Genomic DNA, 21,835 nt, shown 5'->3' with positions numbered 1-21,835 from the left:
GCGGCCCCGCGCCAGCCAGGAAGAACCGCGGCAGGCAGAACCACGTCAGCCAGGCAACCCACGCCGACCAAGCGGACCCGCACCGGCCAAGCGGACCCGCACCGGCCAGGAGGACCCGCACCGGCCGGGCAGACCCGCACCGGTCAAGCGGCCAAGCCCCCGCTAGATGATCGTCCCCGAGCCGCCCTTGCCGTCCAGTACGGGACGGCCGGCGGCCTCCCAGGCCTGCATTCCGCCCGCGACGTTCACCGCGTCGATTCCCTGCTGGAGCAGATACTGCGCGACCTGCGCCGATCGCCCGCCGACGCGGCACAGGACGTACACCTTGCCGGCCTCGGGCGCCGCCTCGGTCAGCTCGCCGTAGCGGGCGACGAATTCGCTCATCGGGATGTGCAGCGCGCCTTCGGCGTGCCCGGCCTCCCACTCGTCGTCCTCGCGCACGTCCAGCAGGAAGTCCTCGGACGAGAGCTCGTCGACGGCGACCGTGGGTACAGAACCAAAGTGCATGCCCTCGACGCTACCCGACCAGCTGCGCGAGGTATGCCTCGCGTTCTGCGACATCGGCGAGCAGCTTCTCGGCGATCTCGTCCAGCAGCGCGTCCGGGTCCTCCGGCGCCATCTTGATCATCGCGCCGATCGCGCTCTCCTCCAGCTCGGCGGCGACGGCAGCGAGCAGTTCCTTGCGCTCGGACAGCCACTCCAGCCGGGCGTAGAGCTCCTCGCTCTCGCTGAGCCGTTCCTCGGCCGGCACGGGACCGGCCTCCCACTCGCGCGCCAGCTCCCGCAGCGCCGCCTCGTCACCCTGGCCGTACGCCATGTTGACCCGCGCGATGAAGGCGTCCCGGCGCGCCCGCTCCGCCTCGTCCCGCGCCAGGTCGGGGTGGGCCTTGCGCACCAGGTCGCGGTAGGCCTTGCGGGCCTCCTCGCTGGGCCGCACCTTCTGCGGCGGCCGCACCGACTGCTCGGTGAGCATCGCCTGCGCCTCCGGGAACAGCCCCTCCGACCCCATCCAGCCGTGGAAGAGCTCCTCCACCTCCGGCATCGGCAGCACCGAAGCCCGCGCCTCCCGCGCCTTGCGGATGTCCTCGGGGTCGCCCGTACGCGCTGCCACGGCCTCGGCGATCTGCGCGTCCAGCTCGTCCAGCCTCGCGTACATCGGGCCGAGGCGCTGGTGGTGCAGGCGGGAGAAGTTCTCCACCTCGACCCGGAAGGTCTCCACGGCGATCTCGAACTCGATCAGCGCCTGTTCCGCGGCCAGCACCGCCTTCGCCAGCCGCCGGGTCGCCTCGTCCTGAGCGGCCTGCCCGCCGGCGCCGGCGTCCGGTGCCTGAGAGCCACCCTGGGCGCCCGATGTGCCCGGTACGTCCGCTGGGTGCTGGCCGTCCTGCGCGTTCTCCGCGTGCGAGTTCGTCACCCGGTCAGCGTACGGCCCATGCGGGGCGGGATTCCTCCGTGCCTCATACCCCCAGCTCAGCCGCGATCCGCCCGGTCTTCACCGCGGTGGTCAAGGCCGCATGATCCGCTTCCGTGCGGTCCGCGTAGGAGACGGCGAACCGGGTTATCGCCTCGTCCAGCTCCTCGCTCTTGCCGCAGTAGCCGGCCACCAGACGCGGGTCGGCGCTGTGGGCATGGGCTCGGGCCAGGAGGGCGCCGGTCATCCGGGCGTAGTCGTCCAGCTGCTCGCCGGACAGCTGCGCCGGGTCCACGCTGCCCTTGCGGTTCCGGAACTGGCGGACCTGGAAAGGGAGTCCGTCCGGGAGGCCCTGCTGCGGGCGGCCGGTCCCGGTGGCGGCTCCGGCGGACGCGGCGCCCCGACCGGGCGACGCTATGTCCTGCACCGTCGTCCAGCCCAGCAGGATGTCGCTGACAACCTGCATCCTGCGCTGCCCGAGCACCACCCGGCGCCCCTCGTGCGCCACCGCCGGCACCGGGAAGCCGGCCTTCTCCACATACGGCGCCAGCACCGAGCCGCGCGCCTCCTTCACCTGCAGCACCAGCGGCTCGCCCCGGTGGTCCAGCAGCAGCACCACATACGACCGCAGGCCCACGCTGCCCGTGCCGACGACGCGGAAGGCCACATCGTGCACCGCGTAGCGGGACAGCAGGGGCAGCCGGTCCTCGGGCAGCGTCTCCAGATAGGCGGTGAGGGACGCGGCCACGGCTGCCGCTTCCGCGTCCGGCACCCGGCGCAGCACCGGCGGGGCGTCCACGAACCGGCGCCCGCCGTCCGGCGTCCGCTCCGTCGCCTTCGCCGCGAACCGCGCGCTGGTGTTCTTGCGCGCCTTGGCCGACACCCTCTCCAGCGTCCCCAGCAGATCCCGGGCGTCGGTGTGCGAGACCAGCTCCTCGTCGGCGATCGCGTTCCACGCCTCGGTCACCGGCAGCTTCGCCAGCAGCCGCATCGTGCGCCGGTACGCGCCCGCCGTGTCCCGCGCCGCCTTGCGGCATTCGTCCTCACTGGCGCCCGCCTCCCGGCCCGCCAGCACCATCGACGTCGCCAGCCGCTTCACATCCCACTCCCACGGCCCGTACAGGGTCTCGTCGAAGTCATTGAGATCGATGACCAGACCGCCGCGCGCATCGCCGTAGAGACCGAAGTTGGCCGCGTGCGCGTCCCCGCAGATCTGCGCGCCGATGCCGGTCACCGGGCCGCTCGCGAGGTCGTACGCCATCAGGCCCGCCGAACCGCGCAGGAAGGCGAAGGGGCTGGCGGCCATCCGGCCGACCCTTATCGGCGTCAGCTCTGGCAGCCGGCCGGCACTGGACTCCTCGACGGCCACGACCGGATCCGGCCGCCCGGCCGCGACCGAGAGCGCGTCCTGCTCGGAACGGGGCAGACGCTCCCGCAGCGCCCGGCCGGCGACCTTGGGCGACGGCCCCGACGGCCCCTGCGCATCCGCCCTCGCAAACCCCGGTACGTACGGCACACGCGACATGGCGGGCCACCTCCCCCTTCACGACCTGCGACTCTCGTGTCCTGCGTACTCGTCGGCCCGAGCGGTCCCGGCCGAGCGGGCCCACTGAGCGGACCAGCCGAGCCGTTCCGCATGCCGACGACCCATGACGTTACCGACCCTTCGTCAAAGCCCGCACAGCCTGTGGATAACTTTCCAGCGGACCCCCACGGAGCCCACGCACTCCACGGCTCCCACGCACCCCATGCCCCCAAGAGCCTCAGGACCGCAGGACCCGAGGCCCAGACCGCAAGACCTCAAGGCCTCAAGACCTCAAGGCCTCAAGGCCTCAAGGCCCGGCGCCCCACCGCTACACCCCCACAGCCTCCTCCAGCTCCTCCTCGACGGCCTCTTCCACGGCCCCTTCCACGTCCTCCCCCGGCTTCCCGTCCGCGGCCCCCCGCAGCCTCCGCTTCCGCGTCGGCTCCGGCTCCGGCACCGTCGCCGCCACCGCGGCCGCCGCCACCGCCACCACGTTGGCCGCCGCCTCCGCCTCCGCCGCGCGCCGCCGCTGCTCGGCCAGCGCCGCCACACCGACCATCAGCACGCCGGCCACCAGCCACAACACCAGCGTCCAGACGTGCCGGGACAGGCCGAAGCCGTCGAAGTAGACATGGCTACGGGTGCCCTCCACGAATCCCGCGCCGTTCCAGAAGGAGTGCAGGGCCGCGAAGAATCCGTTCTGCATCTCGGGGCGGAAGATCCCGCCCGACGAGGTGAAGTTGAGCATCACGAAGAGGGCCATCACACCGAGCGTCGTCCAGCGCTTGAGGAAGGTGTGCAGCCCGGTGCCGATCAGCAGGATGCCGGCGGAGTAGAGCCAGGCCATCGCCCATACGCCCCACAGGCCGTGGTCGACGAGGTGGAAGACCGGGCCGGCGAACGCCGTGCCGATGAGGCCGACAACGAAGGACGTGCCGGTCGCCAGCGCCGCCCGGAGCCGGATCGGCAGTACGGCTCCGGCGCCGCCGATCACCGCGACCGAGGCGTACGAGCCGATGCTGATCGCGACCAGGAGGAAGAAGATGCCCTGCCCGGTGGGGTCGTTCTGGGCGGTCGGTGCGACGTCGGTGACCTTCAGCGGGGCGCCCTGCCGCGCCGCCAGCGGAGTGAAGACCTTCTGCACGACGGAGGCACTGGTGTCGGAGCCGGCGGTCGCCACCAGCAGCTCGGGCGTCGGCCTCGCGGAGCGCGCCGCCGCCCGCCCGTCGGCGCCCGGCGCCCCGTCGGAGCCCGCCGCACCCGCTGACGCACGTGCCCCGCCCAACGCACCGGCCCCGCCCGAGGCGCCCTGCACCCCGTGCGCCTTCGCAGCGGGCACATACGCCCCGAAGATCTCCTGGTGCTTGAGCTGCTCGACCGCCGCCGACCGGTCGCCGACGGTGCGCACCTCCAGGTCGCCATGTGCCTTGTCGTTGATCGACTGGGCGAGCAGCTGAGCGCTCCGGCTCGATCCGACGACCGCGACCGGCAGGTCGTGCGGCGCGGGGTTCGCGAACGCGCCCAGGTAGGCCAGGCCCATCCCGATGCACATCAGGAGCGGGGTGATCAGGTGCGTCAGGACGTGACGCAGCCCGGCGGAGTGGGCGGGGCGTGCAGAACGGTGGCCGCCGTGTTGGTCGCTTCGGTGGTCGGGGCGTCGAACCGTACTCATGGGCAGGCCTTCTCAGCTCGTCGGCTCAGCTGTCGCCACTGGATGCAGCATCTAGTTGGCAAGTGCAACTCTCAATTCACGTTGTACTATACAACTACCTCTACGAAAGGCAAGCCGAGCCGTGGCACACCGCGATGACGCCGTCGAGACCATCCAGCAGGAGATGACCGCGTTCGCCCGACGGGCCCGCGCGACCGCCGCCCGGATGCACCCCGAGCTGTCACTGGTCTCCTACACCCTGCTGGCGCACCTCGACGACCAGCAAGGATGCCGCGCCACGGACCTCGCGGCGCACTACCTCCTGGACAAGTCCACGGTCAGCCGGCAGATCGCCGCCCTGGAGAAGCTCGGCTTCGTCGAGCGCCGCGTCGACCCGGACGACCAGCGCATCCAGGTGCTGCACCCCACCGAGAAGGGCGCCCAGGTGCTCGCCAACGCCACCGCCAGCCGCCGCCAGGCGTTTCACGACCGGCTGGCCGACTGGGACGAGGCCGACCTCGACCGCTTCGCGACCTACCTGCGGCGCTACAACGCCACACAGGACCGGCTTGGCTGAGCCGGTCCCGCAGCCCGGACCCCCCGGGGCCGCCGCGCCCCCCGCTCGCCTACTTCCGGAACCGCTCCTACTTCCGGAACCGCTCCGGACACTGCCCGCCCTCGGCGAGGTAGGTCTCCGCCCAGCGCCCCAGCTCCTTGAGAGCCGGCTCCATCGCCAGGCCGGCCTCGGTCAGCCGGTAGGAGACGCGCAGCGGCGGGCCCGCGTCCACCTCGCGCACGAGCAGGCCGGTCGCCGCCAGCTCCATGAGGCGGTCGGAGAGCATCCGCTCACTGATCCCCGGAATGGCCCGCCGCAGATCGGCGAAGTGCACCGGGCCCGGCATCAGCGTGGCCACGATCAGGCCCGTCCAGCGCTTCCCGAACAGTTCGAAGACGCGTGTCATGCCGCCGTCGACCTGCCTGCACGTCGCCTCACTGTGGTCCGCCATACACCCAGAGTACCGCCCTCTCGTTGGCTACTGCAGAAAAGTAAGCTCCTGTGCTATCAATAGGGACGTACAGAATTCAACCAGTGGTCGCGCTCCGTCCGGCCACGAACCGAAGGACGCTTCCCATGGCCACGCTTCTGCTCATCGACTCCTCCGTCTTCCCCGAGGGCGGCTCCGCCTCCCGCTCGGTCACCGCGACCTTCCGCAAGGCCTGGGAGGAGCAGCACCCCGGCAGCACCGTCATCCACCGCGACCTCGCCGCCGACCCGCTGCCGCACCTCGACGGCATCGCCGCCTCCGCCGGCTTCTCCGACCCGGCCACCCACACCCCCGAGCAGCAGGCCGCCTTCGCGCTGCGCGTCGAGCTCGCCGAAGAGCTGGAGCGGGCCGACGCGGTCGTCATCGCTGCGCCGATGTACAACTACACGATCCCCTCCACGCTCAAGGCATGGCTCGACCAGGTGATCATCATGGGTCGTACGGCGGGCGAGGCGCCGTCCGCCAAGGGCACCCCGGTCACCGTGGTCGCCAGCCGCGGCGGTTCGTACGCACCGGGCACGCCCCGCGAGGGCTTCGAGTACGTCCAGAACTACCTCCAGGCCGTCCTCAACGGCGGTATGGGCCTGGACGTCGACTTCATCGTCCCGGAGCTCACCATGGCCCCCAGCAACCCGGCGATGGCCGAGCTCGTCCCGCTGTACGAGACCTCCCGCGACAAGGCCCACCAGGACGCGGCCGCCAAGGCCAAGGCCCTGGCCGAGCACCTGGCCGCCTGAGACCTCCCCACGCGCCCGCCCCGGGGGCCAGACCGCGGACCGACCCGCCATCCGTGGCCAACGCCCCCGGGCCCGCGCCCACTTCACCGCCGGAACACCGCGCCGCTCCGGCACCCGTCACCGCGTACGCCCCTGATCCACCCCCTGCTCCACCCCCGGTTCCGCCCCTGATTTCTCCCCCGTTCTCCCGGGCCCCTTCCCCGCCCCCACCGTCACCAGCGCACCCACCGCGAGCGCGCCGCCCAGCCACATCACGCCCTCCGCGCCCCAGCCGTCCGCCGCCCGGCCGCCGAGCAGGGCACCCAGCGCGATGGCCCCGTTGAACACCGCTACGAACAGTGCGGACGCCGCCTCCCGGGCACCGGGCGCGGCCGCCATCAGCCAGGTCTGGGTGCTGACGGACACGCCCCCGTAGGCCAGACCCCACACGGCGACCAGGACGGCCGCGCCCGGCAACCCGGCGCCGTGCCCCAGTGGCGGCACCAGCAGCACCGCACCGGCGAGCACCCCGCAGATCACCAGCAGCGCCGCCCGCGGGGCGCGCGCCGCTGCGGCACCGGCGGCGAAGTTCCCCGCCAGCCCCGCGAGGCCGAAGGCCAGCAGCAGCGTGCTGATCTGGTCCGGCTGCGCGCCGGCCACCTCCTCCAGGACCGGCCGCACATAGGTGTACGCGGCGAAATGGCCCGTCACCAGGAGCGCCACCAGCAGAAGTCCGGTCCGTACGGGTGCGCCGCGCAGCAGCTTCCGCACCCCGTTCAGCCGGACCGCCCGGTCGCCGGGCAGCTCCGGCAGCAGGAGGGCCAGGGCGACCGCCACCGCCCCGCAGACCACGGCCATCGCCACGAACGCGGTGCGCCAGCCGCCCAGTTCACCCAGGAACGTCCCGGCCGGCACGCCCAGCACCGACGCCGCCGCGACCCCGCTGAAGATCAGGGAAGTGGCCCATGCGACCCGCCTCCCGGGCACCAGCCGCACCGCGAGCCCCGCGGCGATCGCCCACACCCCGCCCATACCCAGCCCCACCAGCACCCGCGCAGCCAGCAGCACCCCGGCATTCGGCGCATACGCCGCAAGCAGGTTCGCCGCCGCCAGCGTGCCCATCAGGGCGGCCAGCACCACCCGCCGGTCCCGCCGCCCCGCCAGCAACGTCAGCACCGGCGCGGCCACCGCCGCGACCAGGCCGGTCACGGTCAGCGTCAGCCCCGCCGTACCGTCCGAGACGTGCAGCTCCCGGCCGATCGGCGTCAGCAGTCCCACCGGCAGCATCTCCGACGTCACGACGGTGAACGTCGCCGCGGCCAGCGCCCCCACCGCCGGCCATCCACCGCCCCGCGGCCCCGTCAACTCCCCTGACCGCGCCCCTGATTCACCTCCGGGTGCGTCCCCTGATCCCTCTCCTGGCTCATCCCTGCGGACCGCCGTCCCGCCCTCAACGTTCGTCATGTCCCCAGCCAACGTCCGCCGCCACCGGGGAACAACGGCCAACTCCTCACCCTTCTATGAGCAGGACTTATCGATCCGCCCGATCCCCGTGAGGACCCCATGAACGGCCCAGCGGCCACGACCGCCAGCGCCCACCGGCCCGCCCCCGGATTCGAACTCCGCGAGCTGGAGTGCTTCCTGGTGCTGTCCGAGGAGCTGCACTTCGGCCGCACCGCCGAGCGGCTGTATGTCTCGCAGAGCCGGGTCAGCCAGCTCCTGCGGGCGCTGGAGTCCCGGATCGGCGCCCGTCTCGTGGACCGCACCAGCCGCCGGGTCCGCCTGACCCCGCTCGGCGAGGAGTTCCACACGTCCCTGCGCCCCGCCTACGACACCCTGCGCGCCACCGTGGAGCGCGCCCGTAGCGCCGCCCGCGGCATCGAGGGCCGGCTGACGATCGGCTTCCAGGGCACCGCGGACGACCGCGTCATGCGGGCCATCGACACCTTCCACCGCCGCCATCCGGCCTGTGCCACCGAGATCGTCGAGATCCCGCTCTGCGACCCTTTCGGCGCGCTGCGCAGCGGCACGGTCGACGTCGCCGTCACGCTGCTGCCCATGACCGAGCCCGACCTCACCCTCGGCCCGGTCTTCTCCGCCCAGCAGCAGACCCTCGCGCTCTCCGTACGCCACCCGCTGGCGTCCCGCGCCGCGATCACCGCCGAGGATCTCGCCGGCACCGCCCTGATCTCCCCGGACGATCCGGCGCCCGCCTACTGGCGCGCGGCCCAGGCCCCGGCCACCACCCCGAAGGGCCGCCCGATACCCGCCGGCCCCAAGGTCAGCACCCTTCAAGAGGGCCTCACCCTCACCGCGGCCGGCCGCGGCGGCATGCTGCTGTGCCGCCCCACCGCCGACTACCACGGCCGCCGCGACATCGTCTTCGTCCCCGTCACCGGCCTGCCGGACTCCGTCCTGGGACTCGTCCACCACACCGCGCGGGAGACGGCCCGCGTCCGCGCCTTCCGTACGGCCGTGGCGGAGGCCACGGAGCCGGCGGCGGATGCCACATAACGGGCACAGGCCGCGAAGGTGACCTAACTCTCAAGCCGCTCGGGCCAAGACGCCCGGGCCGGACCGCCAGAGCGATCCGCGACCGCGGCGCCCTCGAATCCGTGACATACACAACAATGTGAGGAAGACAACGAAAGACCCCCGGTCTCCGGATTTCTCCGGAGACCGGGGGTCTCATCTGTGCGCGAGGGGGGAGTTGAACCCCCACGCCCTTTCGGGCACTGGAACCTGAATCCAGCGCGTCTGCCTATTCCGCCACCCGCGCATGGGTGCTGCCGATTGATTCTCTCACGCGATCCGGGTTGTTCTGTCCGGGTCTTGTGCGAGCGCCTGCCGACATCCAGAACATTAGCACGCTGGCAGGGGTGGGTTCACACGCCTTTCCCCCGGCCCCGGGACCGTGGCCCTCCGGGACGGCACCCCTCCGTGCCTGGGGCATTCGCCGAGCACTGCCCATAGGGGTCACACTCGCGGTAGCCGCAACCGGAGCGAGGCCCCACCCGGGCCCGCCCCGGAGCGGGCGGAACGGCTCGTATGGCAAGGTGCCCGGCTCCGGTGCCGCGTGGTGTCCGACTCCGGCCCCCGCCCGCCCGTGGTGGTCGGCGGTTGCGGGACACTGTCATCGGGGCACATCTACGATCGCAGTGCACAAGCAGTGGGCAAGGAGCAAGCAAGCACCGGGCAACCCTGTGAGGGGCGACACTCGTCCTCAAGGCGGGAAAGGGGAACCAGCCGATTTCCCGACGCGTGGATACGATCAGTAAGCAGTATCAGGACGACCCGGTCAGGACGACCCCGAGGAAGACTGAGGAAGGAGGTGCCCCGTGGGAGTACTGAAGCGTTTCGAGCAGCGTCTCGAAGGTCTCGTCAACGGCACCTTCGCCAAGGTGTTCAAGTCAGAGGTGCAGCCCGTTGAGATCGCCGGCGCGCTGCAGCGCGAGTGCGACAACAACGCCACCATCTGGAACCGCGACCGCACCGTCGTCCCCAACGACTTCATCGTCGAGCTGAGCACGCCGGACTACGAGCGGCTCAGCCCGTACAGCGGGCAGCTCGGCGACGAGCTCTCGGGCATGGTCCGCGACTACGCCAAGCAGCAGCGCTACACCTTCATGGGACCGATCAAGGTCCATCTGGAGAAGGCCGACGACCTCGACACCGGCCTGTACCGCGTCCGCAGCCGTACGCTCGCCTCCAGCTCGTCCCAGGACCAGCCGGGCCAGGCGACCGCCCACCGTGCCTCCGCGGCGCCCCGCGGCAGTCAGCCCGGTGGCGGGCACGTCGGCCCGCCTCCCATGCCTTCGTCCCCGCCTCCCGGCGGCGCACAGCCCGTACCCCGTACGGCACCGCCCGGTGCAGGACCGCAGCCCTACGCGCAGACCAGGCGCTGGATCGAGATCAACGGCACCCGCCACCAGATCTCGCGCCCCACTCTCGTCCTGGGCCGCAGCACCGACGCTGACGTACGGATCGACGACCCGGGTGTCTCCCGGCGTCACTGTGAGATCCGGGTCGGAACGCCCCCCACGATCCAGGATCTGGGTTCCACGAACGGCATCGTGGTAGACGGGCAGCACACCACTCGCGCTAATCTCCGCGACGGCTCGCGGATTGTCGTGGGCAGTACCACCATCGTTTACCGGCAAGCCGAAGGGTGAAGCGGGGGCAATGTCAGAGCTGACCCTCACGGTCATGCGGTTGGGTTTCCTCGCCGTACTGTGGCTGTTCGTCATCGTGGCCGTCCAGGTCATCCGCAGCGATCTGTTCGGCACCCGCGTCACACAGCGCGGTGCCGCCCGGCGCGGTGCGCCGGACGCGCGTACGCAGCGCCAGGCTGCCGCGCCCCCGCAACAGCAGCAGCGCCGCCAGGAAGGCGGCCGCGGCAGCAACCGCCAGCGCCGCGGAGCCCCCACGAAGCTGGTGGTCTCCGAAGGCTCGCTGACCGGCACCACCGTCGCCCTCCAAGGCCAGACGATCTCCCTGGGCCGTGCGCACGACTCCACGATCGTGCTGGACGACGACTACGCGTCCAGCAGGCATGCCAGGATCTACCCGGACCGTGACGGCCAGTGGATCGTCGAGGACCTCGGTTCCACCAACGGCACGTACCTGGACCGGACCCGACTGACGACCCCGACACCGATTCCGCTGGGAGCCCCGATCCGCATCGGCAAGACCGTCATCGAGCTGCGGAAGTAGTACGACAATGAGCGAGCGGAGCGAGCGAGCCGCGGCGGTCCACTCGGCGGACCCGGGCGTGCTCCCGACCGGAGGGTGGGCAGTGTGGCTCGACGAGACCGGCTGTACCCCGAGCCGACTGATGAGGTGCGCATGAGTCTGTCACTGCGCTTCGCCGCCGGATCGCACAAGGGCATGATCCGGGAGGGCAACGAGGACTCCGGCTACGCCGGCCCGCGGCTGCTCGCCATCGCCGACGGCATGGGCGGCCAGGCGGCCGGCGAGGTCGCCTCCTCCGAGGTGATCTCCACGCTCGTCCAGCTCGACGACGACGTCCCCGGCTCGGACCTCCTCACCTCGCTCGGCACCGCCGTGCAGCGCGCCAACGACCAGCTGCGGGTGATGGTCGAGGAGGACCCCCAGCTGGAGGGCATGGGCACGACCCTGACCGCCCTGCTGTGGACCGGGCAGCGGCTCGGGCTCGTACACGTCGGTGACTCGCGCGCCTATCTGCTGCGCGACGGTGTGCTGACCCAGATCACCCAGGACCACACCTGGGTGCAGCGGCTGGTCGACGAGGGACGGATCACCGAGGAAGAGGCCACCACGCACCCGCAGCGGTCGCTGCTGATGCGGGCGCTGGGCAGCGGCGACCATGTCGAGCCGGACCTGTCGATCCGCGAGGTGCGGGCCGGCGACCGCTATCTGATCTGCTCGGACGGCCTCTCCGGGGTCGTCAGCCACCAGACGCTGGAAGAGACCCTCGCCAGCTACCACGGGCCGCACGAGACGGTGCAGGAGCTGATCCAGCTCGCGCTGCGCGGTGGCGGCCCCGACAACATCACCTGCATCGTCGCCGACGTCCTGGACGTGGACGGCAACGAGTCGATGGCCGCGCAGCTCAACGACACCCCGGTGATCGTGGGCGCCGTCGCGGAGAACCAGCACCAGCTCAGCGACCCCAGCACCATGCAGACGCCGGCCGCCCGGGCCGCCGAGCTCGGCCGTCCCGGAGGCGGTCCGGCCGCCCCCGGTGGCGCCTTCGGCCCGCCCGGAAGCGGCGACCTGGAGGTCACCGGTCCGCCGCAGGGCTCCTTCGGCGCGTTCATGGACGAGGACTTCATCAAGCCCAAGCGCGGCAGGTGGATCAAGCGGTCCCTGTTCATCGCGCTGGCGCTGGCCGTGATCGGCGGCGGGCTCTACGCGGGCTACCGCTGGACGCAGACCCAGTACTTCGTCGGCGCCAAGGACAACCACGTCGCGCTCTACCGGGGCATCAGCCAGGACCTCGCGTGGATCAAGCTCAACGACGTGGACGAGGACCACCCCGAGATCGAACTCAAGTACCTGCCGCTGTACCAGCGCAACCAGGTCAAGGAGACCATCGCGGTCGACAGCCGTACGCAGGCCGGCGAGAAGGTCACCGAGCTGAGCAAGCAGGCCAACGCCTGCCGCAGCAAGGAACAGCGCGAGGCCGCCGAGCGCGAGGCCGCCCGCAACAAGGGCAAGGGCCAGGCGGGCACGCCCACCAAGCCCGGCACGCCGACCAAGCCCGGGACACCCACCAAGCCCGGGACGCCGACGGCCAAGCCCGGATCCACCGACAAGACGGACGAGGCGGGCACCGGCATGACCGGTACCCTCGCGGCGACCGTGTCCCCGACTCCCACACCCACCCCCAGCCAGGCCCCCTCCGAGGAACAGCTGAAGCTGGAAAAGAATTGCAGCACCCAGCAGTGAGGGCGTAGGGGGCCGGACATCTCATGAGCAGTACCACCAACACCACCACCATCGGCACCATCGGAGCCCCGAGCCGCCGCAACACCGAGCTGGCGATGCTCGTCTTCGCGGTGCTGATTCCGGTGTTCGCGTACATCAACGTCGGCCTGGCGAAGGACGGTTCGGTGCCGGCCGGTGTGCTGGGCTACGGCCTGGGCCTCGGCCTGCTGGCGGGCGTCACCCACCTCGTCGTACGGAAGTGGGCCCCGTACGCGGACCCGCTGATGCTGCCCATCGCCACCCTGCTCAACGGCCTGGGCCTGGTCTTCATCTGGCGGCTCGACCAGGAGCCCTCGCTGGGCAAGGCGATGGCGCCCAACCAGCTGATGTGGTCCACGCTCGGCGTGGCGCTCTTCCTCGGCATCCTGATCTTCCTCAAGGACCACCGCGTCCTGCAGCGCTACACCTACATCTCGATGGTGGTCGCGCTGGTCCTGCTGGTCGCGCCGATGTTCTTCCCCGGCGTGAACGGCGCGAAGATCTGGATCACGATCCCCGGCCTCGGCTCGCTGCAGCCCGGTGAGTTCGCAAAGATCATCATCGCGATCTTCTTCGCCGGCTATCTGATGGTGAAGCGGGACGCGCTGGCGCTGGCCAGCCGCCGTTTCATGGGGCTCTACCTCCCGCGCGGCCGCGACCTCGGACCGATCCTGGTCATCTGGGCGCTGAGCCTGATGATCCTGGTCTTCGAGACCGACCTGGGCACCTCGCTGCTGTTCTTCGGCCTGTTCGTCGTGATGCTGTACGTCGCGACCGAGCGGACCAGCTGGATCGTGTTCGGTCTGCTGCTCAGCGCGGGCGGCGCGGTCGCGGTGGCGTCCTTCGAGTCGCACGTCCAGACGCGTGTGCACAACTGGCTCAACCCGCTGGAGCTGCTCAACGGCGGTGTCACCGAGACCGCCCAGGCGATGTACTCGTTCGGCTCCGGCGGCATCCTCGGCTCCGGTCTGGGCCAGGGCTACTCCCGTCTGATCCAGGGCATCGCGCCCAAGAGCGACTACATCCTCGCCACGGTCGGCGAGGAGGTCGGCCTGGCCGGGCTGATGGCGATCCTGCTGCTGTACGGCCTGCTGATCGAGCGCGGTATCCGTACGGCGCTGGCCGCCCGTGACCCGTTCGGCAAGCTGCTGGCCGTCGGCCTCTCCGGCGCGTTCGCGCTGCAGGTCTTCGTCGTCGCCGGCGGTGTGACAGGCCTGATCCCGCTGACGGGTATGACCATGCCGTTCCTCGCCCAGGGCGGCTCCTCCGTGATCGCCAACTGGGCGCTGGTCGGGATCCTGCTCCGGATCAGCGACACCGCGCGCCGCCCGGCGCCGGCCCCCGCCCCGTCCACCGACGCCGAGATGACCCAGGTGGTCCGCCCGTGAACAAGCCGCTGCGCCGGGTCGCGATCTTCTGCGGCCTGCTCGTCCTCGCTCTGCTCGTCCGCGTGAACTGGGTGCAGTTCGTCCAGGGCGACGAGCTCAAGAACGACCCGCACAACCGCCGCGTCGCCATCGAGCGCTACAGCACACCGCGCGGCAACATCATCGTCGACGGCAAGGCGGTCACCGGCTCCACGACCACCGACAGCGGTGACTTCAAGTTCAAGCGCACGTACAAGAACGGCAAGATGTGGGCGCCGGTCACCGGCTACGCCTCGCAGGCCTTCGACGCCAACCAGCTTGAGAAGCTCAACGACGGCATCCTCACCGGCACCGACGACAGGCTCTTCTTCAGCCGCACGGTCGACATGTTCACCGGCAGCAAGCAGAAGGGCGGCAACGTGGTGACCACCCTGGACGCCAAGGCGCAGAAGGCCGCCTTCGAGGGCCTGGGGAGCCAGAAGGGCGCGGTCGCCGCGATCAACCCGGAGACCGGCGCGATCCTGGCGCTGGCCAGCACCCCGTCGTACGACCCGTCCACCTTCGCCGGGATGAGCAACAAGGACGCCGAGGCGTACAACGGGCTGCAGAAGAAGAACAACCCCGACGAGCCGATGCTCAACCGGGCGCTGCGCCAGACCTACCCGCCCGGTTCGACCTTCAAGGTCGTCACGGCCGCGGCGGCGCTGGAGAACGGCCTCTACACCGACGTCGACGCCAAGACCGACTCGCCGCTGCCCTACACGCTGCCCGACACCTCCGGCGTCGAGCTGAAGAACGAGGGCAGCATCCCCTGCAAGGACGCCAGTCTGCGCGAGGCGCTGCGCTGGTCCTGCAACACCGTGTTCGGCAAGATCAGCGCGGACCTCGGCAACAAGAAGATGAAGTCCGAGGCGGAGAAGTTCGGCTTCAACAACTCCAAGATCGACACTCCGGTCCGGGCCGCGGAGAGCATCTTCCCCGAGGACAACCGGCCGCAGAACGCGATGGCGGGCATCGGCCAGGCCTCCAACCGGGCCACCCCGCTCCAGATGGCCATGGTCGCCTCGGCGGTCGCCAACGGCGGCAAGCTGATGAAGCCGTACATGGTCGAGCAGCTGGTCGCGCCGAACCTCAACGTCGTCCAGCAGCACACGCCGCAGGAGATGAGCCAGCCGCTCTCGCCGGAGAACGCGCAGAAGGTCCAGAGCATCATGGAGACCGTGGTCCAGAAGGGCACGGGAACCAACGCCCAGATCCCGGACGTCACAGTCGGCGGCAAGACCGGTACCGCGCAGCACGGCGAGAACAACAAGGACAACCCGTACGCCTGGTTCATCTCCTACGCGAAGACCGACAAGGGCACCCCCGTCGCGGTCGCCGTCGTCATCGAGGGATCGGACACCCTGCGCGACGACATCGCCGGCGGCAGGCTCGCCGCTCCCATCGCCAAGCGCGTCATGGAGGCGGTACTCGAAGGCGAGAAGTGACTCGGGTCATGCCAATACCGGTCATGTATCAGGTTGCGGCTCCGGCCCGGTCCGATGCGGCGTCCCGGGTACGGTAGGCCGGACAGCACACCGCCGGACCACACACACGGGTGCGGTCGGGACTGACGGAGAGGGCTGGAGAAGCTTATGGAAGAGCCGCGTCGCCTCGGCGGCCGGTACGAGCTGGGCTCGGTGCTCGGCCGTGGTGGCATGGCCGAGGTGTACCTCGCCCATGACACCCGCCTGGGCCGCACCGTCGCTGTGAAGACGCTGCGGGTGGATCTCGCTCGTGACCCGTCCTTCCAGGCCCGGTTCCGCCGTGAGGCCCAGTCGGCCGCCTCGCTGAACCATCCGTCGATCGTCGCGGTCTACGACACCGGCGAGGACTATGTCGACGGGGTCTCGATCCCGTACATCGTCATGGAGTACGTGGACGGCTCCACACTGCGTGAGCTGCTGCACTCCGGACGGAAGCTGCTGCCCGAGCGCTCGCTGGAGATGACCATCGGCGTCCTCCAGGCGCTGGAGTACTCCCACCGGGCCGGCATCGTCCACCGCGACATCAAGCCGGCCAACGTCATGCTGACGCGCACCGGCCAGGTCAAGGTCATGGACTTCGGCATCGCGCGCGCGATGGGCGACGCCGGTATGACGATGACGCAGACCGCGGCGGTCATCGGCACCGCGCAGTACCTCTCGCCCGAGCAGGCCAAGGGCGAGCAGGTCGACGCCCGCTCCGACCTGTACTCCACCGGCTGTCTGCTCTACGAGCTGCTGACGGTGCGGCCGCCGTTCGTCGGTGACTCACCGGTCGCGGTGGCCTACCAGCACGTCCGCGAGGAGCCGCAGAAGCCGAGCAACTTCGACCCCGAGATCACGCCGGAGATGGACGCGATCGTCCTCAAGGCGCTGGTCAAGGACCCGGACTACCGCTACCAGTCGGCCGACGAGATGCGCGCCGACATCGAGGCGGCGCTGGAGGGCCAGCCGGTCGCAGCCGCCTCCGCCATGGGCGCGGCCGGCTACGACCAGGACCAGCCGACCACGATGCTGCGGCCGCAGGATCCGGCCGGCCAGACCTCCATGCTCCCGCCGATGAACCCGGACGACGGCGGCTACGGCTACGAAGACCGCGGCGACCGCCGCCGCGGCGGCGGCCAGAAGAAGAGCCACACCTCGACGATCCTGCTGGTGCTCGCGGCGGCGCTCGTCCTGGTCGGTGCGATCTTCATCGGCAAGGCGATGTTCAAGGGCGACCACAAGAGCGGCGAGACGACGGTGCCCAACCTCGTCGGGAAGTCCCTGTCGGGGGCCAAGGAATTCGGGGTCAACGGCGGCTTCAAGGTCGCCCTGGGCGGCCGCAAGCCCTGCGACAACGTCAAGAAGGGCCAGGTCACGGATCAGGAGCCGGCGGCCGGCGGGAGCATCAGCAAGGGCGAGACGGTGACCGTCACGTTGTGCTCGGGGGCACAGCAGGTCTCCGTTCCCAATGTGAAGGGCCTCACCGAGGCCGAGGCACGCTCGGAGCTTGAGGCCAAGGGCTTCACGGACATCACTACCAAGCCCACGGTGTCGGAACGGGACCCCGGCACCGTCGCTGATCAGAACCCGGAACCGAATTCCAAGAAGCCCAAGACCACCAAGATCACCCTGTTCATCGCCCAGGCGAGCCCGAAGACGAAGATCCCGCCGGTCGTGGGGCAGGACGCCGCCGCAGCGGAGAAGCAGCTGAGGGACCTGGGCTTCGACGTCAGCAAGACCGAGCAGGAGACCCCCGACCCGAACCAGGTCGGCAAGGTGATCTCGCAGTCGCCTGAGGGCGGCACCGAAGCCAAGAACGGCTCCACGGTCGCACTCACCATCGGCAAGGCAGCGGCACAGACGCCCATGCCAGACGTGCGGGGCAAGAAGGTCAAGGAGGCGAAGCAGCTGCTGCAGCAGGCCGGCTTCACCAACATCACGTTCGCCCCGGGCAGCGCGCAGGACGACAACGCCCGCGTGATCAACCAGGACCCGCAGGCTCCGACGCCGTCCGACCCCAAGACCACCACCGTCACACTGACCACCATCGGTGGCGGCGGTGACGGAGGCGATGACGGCGGCGGCATCTTCGGCGGACCGTTCGGAGGCTGACGGCCGAACACCGCGACAGCGACGCAGAGAGCCCCGGCAGCCCTTGAGGGCGGCCGGGGCTCCGTCGTGTGCGTGGTCCCCGTGCGGTCCTAGCGCAGTTCCTTCGGCGGTGTGCGGTCCGCGTCGACCTTCTCCGTGCGCTCCAACTCGCCCCAGACGATGTAGCGGTAGGTCGAGGTGTAGACCGGGGTGCAGGTCGTCAGGGTGATGTAGCGGCCCGGCTTGCGCTTGCCGGACTCCTTGGGGACCTTGTTGAGGACGTCGACGTTGTACTTCGAGGTCTGGGGCAGCGTCGCGAAGACCTTGTAGACGTACCAGGTGTCCTTGGTCTCGAAGACGATCGGGTCGCCGTCCTTGAGCTTGTCGATGTTGTGGAACTTCGCGCCGTGGCCGTCGCGGTGCGCGGCGAGGGTGAAGTTGCCCTTCTTGTCCTGCGGCAGCGCCGACTTGACGGGCTTGGTGTAGTAGCCGGCGACGCCCTCATTGAGGACATCGGCGTCGGTGCTCTTCTTGACCAGCACCTCACCGCTGTTCATCGCCGGTACGTGCAGAAAGCCGATGCCGTCCTTGGTGTCCAGGTCCCCGGGCCCCTTGGGCCCGTTGCTCGCCCAGTGCTGACGTACCTGATCGCTCTGTTTGTGGGCCTCGCGGTCGGCCAGGACATTGGTCCACCACAGCGAGTAGGCGACGAACAGGCCCATGATCAGGCCGGCCGTGATCAGCAGTTCGCCGATGACGCTGACAACGGCGGCGATGGTCCTGCGCACCCGGCGGCGCGGCTTGGGTGGCGGCGCGAACCGGTCGCTTTCTTCGTCGGTTCCGGTTGCAGTCACCGCGTAGTACCCCTCTTGTCTTCGCTCAGCCGGCGAGCGCTTCCGGTTTGCCCTTGCTCCGCGGCCGCTCGTCGACCATCTTGCCCCAGACGATCATCCGAAAGGTACTGGTGAACTCCGGCGTACAGGTCGTCAGGGTGATGTAACGGCCGGGGCCGGTGAATCCCGAACCGGGGGGCACGGGGCCGACCACACTGGTGTTGCTCGGAGACGTCTGCGGGAGGATGCTCTCCATCTCGTACGTGTAGTACGAGCTCCGCGTCTCGACGATGATCTTGTCGCCCTTGGTGAGCTTGTTGATGTACCGGAACGGCTCGCCATGAGTGTTGCGATGGGCGGCGACCGCGAAGTTGCCCTTCTTGTCCCAGGGCATCGCGGTCTTGAGCCCGCTGGTCTTGTCGTAGTGCCCGACCATGCCGTGGTCCAGCACGCTGGGCTTGTCGATGCCCTCGGCGATCGGGGCCTTCACATCCAGCTTGGGGATGTACATGATTCCGAAGCGCTCACCGGCCGCGAGGTTCTTCTTCTCCCCGCCGCCCTTGTCCCACTCGTGCTGGAGGTTGTTGGCCGCGCCGCCCGCCTCCTGCTCGGCCATCACATTCGTCCACCACAGCTGGTAGGTGACGAACAGCAGCATCAGCACGCCGAGGGTGATGAACACCTCGCCCAGCGCGCGGCTGACGATCAGGCTGGGGCTGTCCTTGGCGGCGCGCGCGGCACGCCGGGCCTCCAGCCGGGAAGTGGGCGCCGGGGCCGGTTCAGAGGCCGTCGCAGCGGCCGCTGTGGCTGCGGCCGAACCGCCGTGACGCCCGCGCCTGCCGCCTCGCTTGGCGGCCTCCTGAGCGGCCTTACGCCGGGCAGCGCGACCGCCGGGCAGCGGGGTCGATGCCGATGTCGCCGTTTCACGTGAAACGGCCGTGTCGGTTTCACGTGAAACATCGGCATCGGTTTCACGTGAAACGCCCCTGCCGCGCTTCTCGGCCTGGCGCAGCGCCATGGTCTCGTCGTCGTTCCGCCATGGCGTGCCGGGTTTGGAGGCCGAGGGAGCGCCGGGGGCGGGGGCGGGCGATGCCGGCGTCACCGGCGCGGCATGGGACACGGGCCTCGGCTTCGCCGATGCAGCGGCCGGCCCGGAGTACCGGTCGTACCCGGCGCCGGAGCCCTGTCCCTGCCCCTGGCCGGCGGACTCGGGGCCGGGTGACCGCGGCCCCCGTGGGGCCTGCCGGGAGTGCTGTTGCGGAGCCTGCTGCGGCCGGAACCAGGGGGACCCCGGCAGCCCTTCCTGTGCCGGCTTTCCCCGTCGGCGCCCCCGGCCCGGCTGGTCGAGCAGACTCGGCGTGGGCGCAGGCGTGGGCGTGGACGTCGGCTTCGGTGTGGGCGCCGACGCGCCCTGCCCTGGCAGCGGATCGTTCAGCGGGTCGTTGAGCTGCTCCACCGCCGCCTCGAACGCATCGGGGTTTCTGTGCGGGTCCGGAGCCCCGTACGACTCCCGCGACGCGTACGGCTGCTGTTCCGGCTCGTACGGGTCGTAGGGTCTCCCCTCACGCTCGGGGCGCAGGGCGGTCACGCGCCGGCCTTGCCGACCACCGGGGCGAGCCCCGTCGAGCGCTCCACAGCTCCCGCATCGCCGCATTCGACGAGCCAGTTGGCCAGCATTCGGTGACCCCACTCGGTCAGCACCGACTCGGGGTGGAACTGCACACCCTCCACCGGCAGTTCGCGATGGCGCAGACCCATGACGATCCGTCCGCCGGGGACGTCGTCGGCCTCCGTCCAGGAGGTGACGATCAGTTCGTCGGGAACGGTGTCGGGTTCGACGGCCAGGGAGTGGTAGCGGGTGGCGGTGAAGGGGGAGGGCAGACCGGAGAAGACGCCGAGGCCCTCATGGAGCACGGGCGAGGTCTTGCCGTGCAGCAGCTCGGGCGCGCGGTCCACCACGCCGCCGTAGGCCACCGCCATCGACTGCATGCCCAGGCACACACCGAAGACCGGGACACCGGTGTCCGCGCAGTGCCGGACCATGTCGACACAGACGCCGGCCTGCTCGGGTGTGCCGGGCCCGGGCGAGAGCAGCACCCCGTCGAAGCCGTCCTGTGCGTGCCGGGGCGCCACTTCGTCGTTGCGCAGCACCTCGCACTCGGCACCGAGTTGGTAGAGGTACTGGACGAGGTTGAAGACGAAGCTGTCGTAGTTGTCCACGACGAGAATCCGTGCGGTCATCGGACGGCTGCCATCCCTTGGTCGACCGTGACGTCATTGAAGGGCAGCAGCGGCTCCGCCCACGGAAAGACGTACTGGAAGAGCACGAAGACGATCGCCAGCACGAGCACCAGGGAAATCAGCGCCTTCACCCATGTGTTGCCCGGCAGATGCCGCCAGATCCAGCCGTACATGCTGTCGCTGTCCCCTTGCCGATGCTGATGACGATGTCGATTGCGACACCAGAGTAAGGGGCGAGGGCGGGCGCACGGGGGTCAGCTCGTCAAAGCCGACGGCCTTCCCTGTGCCACGGGTTGGGTGGAATCCAGGTGTGCCCAGGCGATCAGCCGGTGGCTGTGGCCCCATTCCGGCTCGCAGGTGGTCAGGGTGAGGTAGCGCCCGGGGCCGTTGAATCCGGACTTGCGCGGTACGGGGTCGATCACCCCGATGTCGCCGGGAAGCGTGGTGTAGGGCCGGTTGTCGATCCGGTAGGTGAACCAGGTCGTGCCGTCGGTCAGCACCACGGCGTCGCCGGGCCGCAGCCGTGGGAAGTCCTTGAAGGGGTCGCCGTAGGTGCGGCGGTGGCCGGCGACGGAGAAGTTGCCGACCTCGCCGAGGCGCGCGGTGCGGTCGTAGTGGCCGAGGCCACGCTTGAGGACGTCGGTCCCGGTGCCTTCCAGTACGGGCTTGGCCCAGTCCACGCCCAGGCGCGGGATGTACATGACGGCGAAGGAGGCGCTCGGCTCGTAGCGGCGGGGCCGCGCGGCCGGGCCGGGGCGGTCGCCGGGTGGGCGGTCGCCGGCGGCGGGCTCACGGTCGGGGCCGGCGACCGCCCCCGCCGACCACTGGTCCTGGAGCCTGCCGATCTCCCCGTCCATGGCGCTGTCGGCCCGTACGCCGGTCCAGTAGAGGAGGTAGACGACGAAGAGGACGATCAGCGCGCCGACGGTGACGCAGATCTCGCTGGCCGTCCGTACGATCCACCGCAGCGTCATCCGGCCCCGCCCCTCCCCGCCG

General features: G+C 70.4%; 20 protein-coding genes and 1 tRNA gene. 9 read left to right on the top strand and 12 right to left on the bottom strand.

The features are described 5' to 3' along the window. Positions 1 to 162: 162 nt before the first annotated feature. From ACWD6P_RS03820 to ACWD6P_RS03805, 4 genes are all read right to left on the bottom strand, one after another. Positions 163 to 507 carry a rhodanese-like domain-containing protein gene (locus ACWD6P_RS03820; protein WP_451442377.1) on the bottom strand — a complete coding sequence of 115 codons (345 nt, stop codon included), beginning with the start codon at positions 505 to 507 and terminating at the stop codon, positions 163 to 165. Positions 508 to 517: 10 nt separating this feature from the next. Then, on the bottom strand, positions 518 to 1,414 hold the full coding sequence (locus ACWD6P_RS03815) for a J domain-containing protein (RefSeq protein WP_451442376.1): 897 nt from the start codon (positions 1,412 to 1,414) through the stop codon (positions 518 to 520). Between the two features lie 43 nt (positions 1,415 to 1,457). Continuing rightward, complete coding sequence (locus tag ACWD6P_RS03810) at positions 1,458 to 2,936, bottom strand: DUF2252 domain-containing protein (RefSeq protein ID WP_451442375.1); 1,479 nt, start codon at positions 2,934 to 2,936, stop codon at positions 1,458 to 1,460. A 328-nt stretch (positions 2,937 to 3,264) separates the two neighbouring features. Next, positions 3,265 to 4,608, bottom strand: coding sequence for an ABC transporter permease (locus tag ACWD6P_RS03805; RefSeq protein WP_451442374.1), 1,344 nt, complete (start codon positions 4,606 to 4,608; stop codon positions 3,265 to 3,267). 121 nt (positions 4,609 to 4,729) lie between these two features. On the opposite strand from ACWD6P_RS03805, the gene ACWD6P_RS03800 reads away from it, so the two are divergent. Further along, positions 4,730 to 5,164 carry a MarR family winged helix-turn-helix transcriptional regulator gene (locus tag ACWD6P_RS03800; RefSeq protein WP_451442373.1) on the top strand — a complete coding sequence of 145 codons (435 nt, stop codon included), beginning with the start codon at positions 4,730 to 4,732 and terminating at the stop codon, positions 5,162 to 5,164. Between the two features lie 67 nt (positions 5,165 to 5,231). Here ACWD6P_RS03800 and ACWD6P_RS03795 read toward each other — a convergent pair whose 3' ends face one another. After that, positions 5,232 to 5,594, bottom strand: coding sequence for a winged helix-turn-helix transcriptional regulator (locus tag ACWD6P_RS03795; protein ID WP_451442372.1), 363 nt, complete (start codon positions 5,592 to 5,594; stop codon positions 5,232 to 5,234). Positions 5,595 to 5,719: 125 nt separating this feature from the next. Here ACWD6P_RS03795 and ACWD6P_RS03790 point away from each other — a divergent pair, with 125 nt between their 5' ends. Continuing rightward, complete coding sequence (locus ACWD6P_RS03790; RefSeq protein ID WP_451442371.1) at positions 5,720 to 6,370, top strand: FMN-dependent NADH-azoreductase; 651 nt, start codon at positions 5,720 to 5,722, stop codon at positions 6,368 to 6,370. A gap of 117 nt (positions 6,371 to 6,487) precedes the next feature. Here the strand turns inward: ACWD6P_RS03790 and ACWD6P_RS03785 are convergent, their stop codons facing one another. Then, the gene (locus ACWD6P_RS03785) at positions 6,488 to 7,681 is read right to left on the bottom strand and encodes an MFS transporter (RefSeq protein WP_451442370.1); all 1,194 of its coding nucleotides are present in this window, start codon (positions 7,679 to 7,681) and stop codon (positions 6,488 to 6,490) included. A gap of 231 nt (positions 7,682 to 7,912) precedes the next feature. Here ACWD6P_RS03785 and ACWD6P_RS03780 point away from each other — a divergent pair, with 231 nt between their 5' ends. Next, positions 7,913 to 8,863 (top strand): LysR family transcriptional regulator, encoded by a 951-nt coding sequence (locus tag ACWD6P_RS03780; RefSeq protein ID WP_451442369.1) that lies wholly within the window; start codon positions 7,913 to 7,915, stop codon positions 8,861 to 8,863. A gap of 181 nt (positions 8,864 to 9,044) precedes the next feature. On the opposite strand, the gene ACWD6P_RS03775 is transcribed toward ACWD6P_RS03780, so the two are convergent. Then, a tRNA-Leu gene (locus ACWD6P_RS03775) sits at positions 9,045 to 9,128 on the bottom strand. Between the two features lie 559 nt (positions 9,129 to 9,687). Here ACWD6P_RS03775 and ACWD6P_RS03770 point away from each other — a divergent pair. The 6 genes from ACWD6P_RS03770 to pknB all read left to right on the top strand — a co-directional run bounded on the left by ACWD6P_RS03770 (position 9,688) and on the right by pknB (position 17,786). After that, complete coding sequence (locus ACWD6P_RS03770; protein ID WP_451442368.1) at positions 9,688 to 10,521, top strand: FhaA domain-containing protein; 834 nt, start codon at positions 9,688 to 9,690, stop codon at positions 10,519 to 10,521. A 10-nt stretch (positions 10,522 to 10,531) separates the two neighbouring features. Then, positions 10,532 to 11,062 (top strand): FHA domain-containing protein FhaB/FipA, encoded by a 531-nt coding sequence (locus tag ACWD6P_RS03765; RefSeq protein WP_451442367.1) that lies wholly within the window; start codon positions 10,532 to 10,534, stop codon positions 11,060 to 11,062. Positions 11,063 to 11,194: 132 nt separating this feature from the next. Further along, positions 11,195 to 12,781 carry a PP2C family protein-serine/threonine phosphatase gene (locus ACWD6P_RS03760; protein ID WP_451442366.1) on the top strand — a complete coding sequence of 529 codons (1,587 nt, stop codon included), beginning with the start codon at positions 11,195 to 11,197 and terminating at the stop codon, positions 12,779 to 12,781. Between the two features lie 23 nt (positions 12,782 to 12,804). Further along, positions 12,805 to 14,187: an FtsW/RodA/SpoVE family cell cycle protein gene (locus tag ACWD6P_RS03755; RefSeq protein WP_451442365.1), complete on the top strand. Its 1,383-nt coding sequence runs from the start codon at positions 12,805 to 12,807 to the stop codon at positions 14,185 to 14,187. After that, entirely contained in the window at positions 14,184 to 15,653 is a 1,470-nt protein-coding gene (locus ACWD6P_RS03750; protein WP_451442364.1) for a peptidoglycan D,D-transpeptidase FtsI family protein, read from the top strand. Before ACWD6P_RS03755 ends, ACWD6P_RS03750 begins: the two co-directional genes overlap by 4 nt. Before the next feature lie 147 nt (positions 15,654 to 15,800). After that, the gene (pknB, locus tag ACWD6P_RS03745) at positions 15,801 to 17,786 is read left to right on the top strand and encodes a Stk1 family PASTA domain-containing Ser/Thr kinase (protein ID WP_451442363.1); all 1,986 of its coding nucleotides are present in this window, start codon (positions 15,801 to 15,803) and stop codon (positions 17,784 to 17,786) included. 89 nt (positions 17,787 to 17,875) lie between these two features. On the opposite strand, the gene ACWD6P_RS03740 is transcribed toward pknB, so the two are convergent. The 5 genes from ACWD6P_RS03740 to ACWD6P_RS03720 form a co-directional block, all read right to left on the bottom strand. Then, positions 17,876 to 18,619 carry a class E sortase gene (locus ACWD6P_RS03740; protein ID WP_451442362.1) on the bottom strand — a complete coding sequence of 248 codons (744 nt, stop codon included), beginning with the start codon at positions 18,617 to 18,619 and terminating at the stop codon, positions 17,876 to 17,878. A gap of 25 nt (positions 18,620 to 18,644) precedes the next feature. Beyond that, on the bottom strand, positions 18,645 to 20,186 hold the full coding sequence (locus tag ACWD6P_RS03735; protein WP_451442361.1) for a class E sortase: 1,542 nt from the start codon (positions 20,184 to 20,186) through the stop codon (positions 18,645 to 18,647). Further along, complete coding sequence (locus ACWD6P_RS03730; RefSeq protein ID WP_451442360.1) at positions 20,183 to 20,839, bottom strand: aminodeoxychorismate/anthranilate synthase component II; 657 nt, start codon at positions 20,837 to 20,839, stop codon at positions 20,183 to 20,185. Before ACWD6P_RS03730 ends, ACWD6P_RS03735 begins: the two co-directional genes overlap by 4 nt. Further along, complete coding sequence (locus ACWD6P_RS03725; RefSeq protein WP_384424213.1) at positions 20,836 to 21,012, bottom strand: hypothetical protein; 177 nt, start codon at positions 21,010 to 21,012, stop codon at positions 20,836 to 20,838. The genes ACWD6P_RS03730 and ACWD6P_RS03725 overlap by 4 nt, the downstream gene beginning before the upstream one ends. A gap of 81 nt (positions 21,013 to 21,093) precedes the next feature. Continuing rightward, entirely contained in the window at positions 21,094 to 21,813 is a 720-nt protein-coding gene (locus tag ACWD6P_RS03720; RefSeq protein WP_451442359.1) for a class E sortase, read from the bottom strand. Positions 21,814 to 21,835 lie beyond the last annotated feature (22 nt).

The organism is Streptomyces sp. NPDC002446 (genome assembly GCF_053595675.1).
This window is presented reverse-complemented; position numbering and strand designations above follow the sequence as displayed.

Coding starts and splice junctions, on each gene's coding strand:
- ACWD6P_RS03820 (WP_451442377.1), bottom strand. CDS start 507: ATGCACTTTGGTTCTGTACCCACGGTCGCCGTCGACGAGCTCTCGTCC.
- ACWD6P_RS03810 (WP_451442375.1), bottom strand. CDS start 2,936: ATGTCGCGTGTGCCGTACGTACCGGGGTTTGCGAGGGCGGATGCGCAG.
- ACWD6P_RS03805 (WP_451442374.1), bottom strand. CDS start 4,608: ATGAGTACGGTTCGACGCCCCGACCACCGAAGCGACCAACACGGCGGC.
- ACWD6P_RS03795 (WP_451442372.1), bottom strand. CDS start 5,594: ATGGCGGACCACAGTGAGGCGACGTGCAGGCAGGTCGACGGCGGCATG.
- ACWD6P_RS03790 (WP_451442371.1), top strand. CDS start 5,720: ATGGCCACGCTTCTGCTCATCGACTCCTCCGTCTTCCCCGAGGGCGGC.
- ACWD6P_RS03780 (WP_451442369.1), top strand. CDS start 7,913: ATGAACGGCCCAGCGGCCACGACCGCCAGCGCCCACCGGCCCGCCCCC.
- ACWD6P_RS03765 (WP_451442367.1), top strand. CDS start 10,532: ATGTCAGAGCTGACCCTCACGGTCATGCGGTTGGGTTTCCTCGCCGTA.
- ACWD6P_RS03760 (WP_451442366.1), top strand. CDS start 11,195: ATGAGTCTGTCACTGCGCTTCGCCGCCGGATCGCACAAGGGCATGATC.
- ACWD6P_RS03755 (WP_451442365.1), top strand. CDS start 12,805: ATGAGCAGTACCACCAACACCACCACCATCGGCACCATCGGAGCCCCG.
- pknB (WP_451442363.1), top strand. CDS start 15,801: ATGGAAGAGCCGCGTCGCCTCGGCGGCCGGTACGAGCTGGGCTCGGTG.
- ACWD6P_RS03730 (WP_451442360.1), bottom strand. CDS start 20,839: ATGACCGCACGGATTCTCGTCGTGGACAACTACGACAGCTTCGTCTTC.
- ACWD6P_RS03725 (WP_384424213.1), bottom strand. CDS start 21,012: ATGTACGGCTGGATCTGGCGGCATCTGCCGGGCAACACATGGGTGAAG.
- ACWD6P_RS03720 (WP_451442359.1), bottom strand. CDS start 21,813: ATGACGCTGCGGTGGATCGTACGGACGGCCAGCGAGATCTGCGTCACC.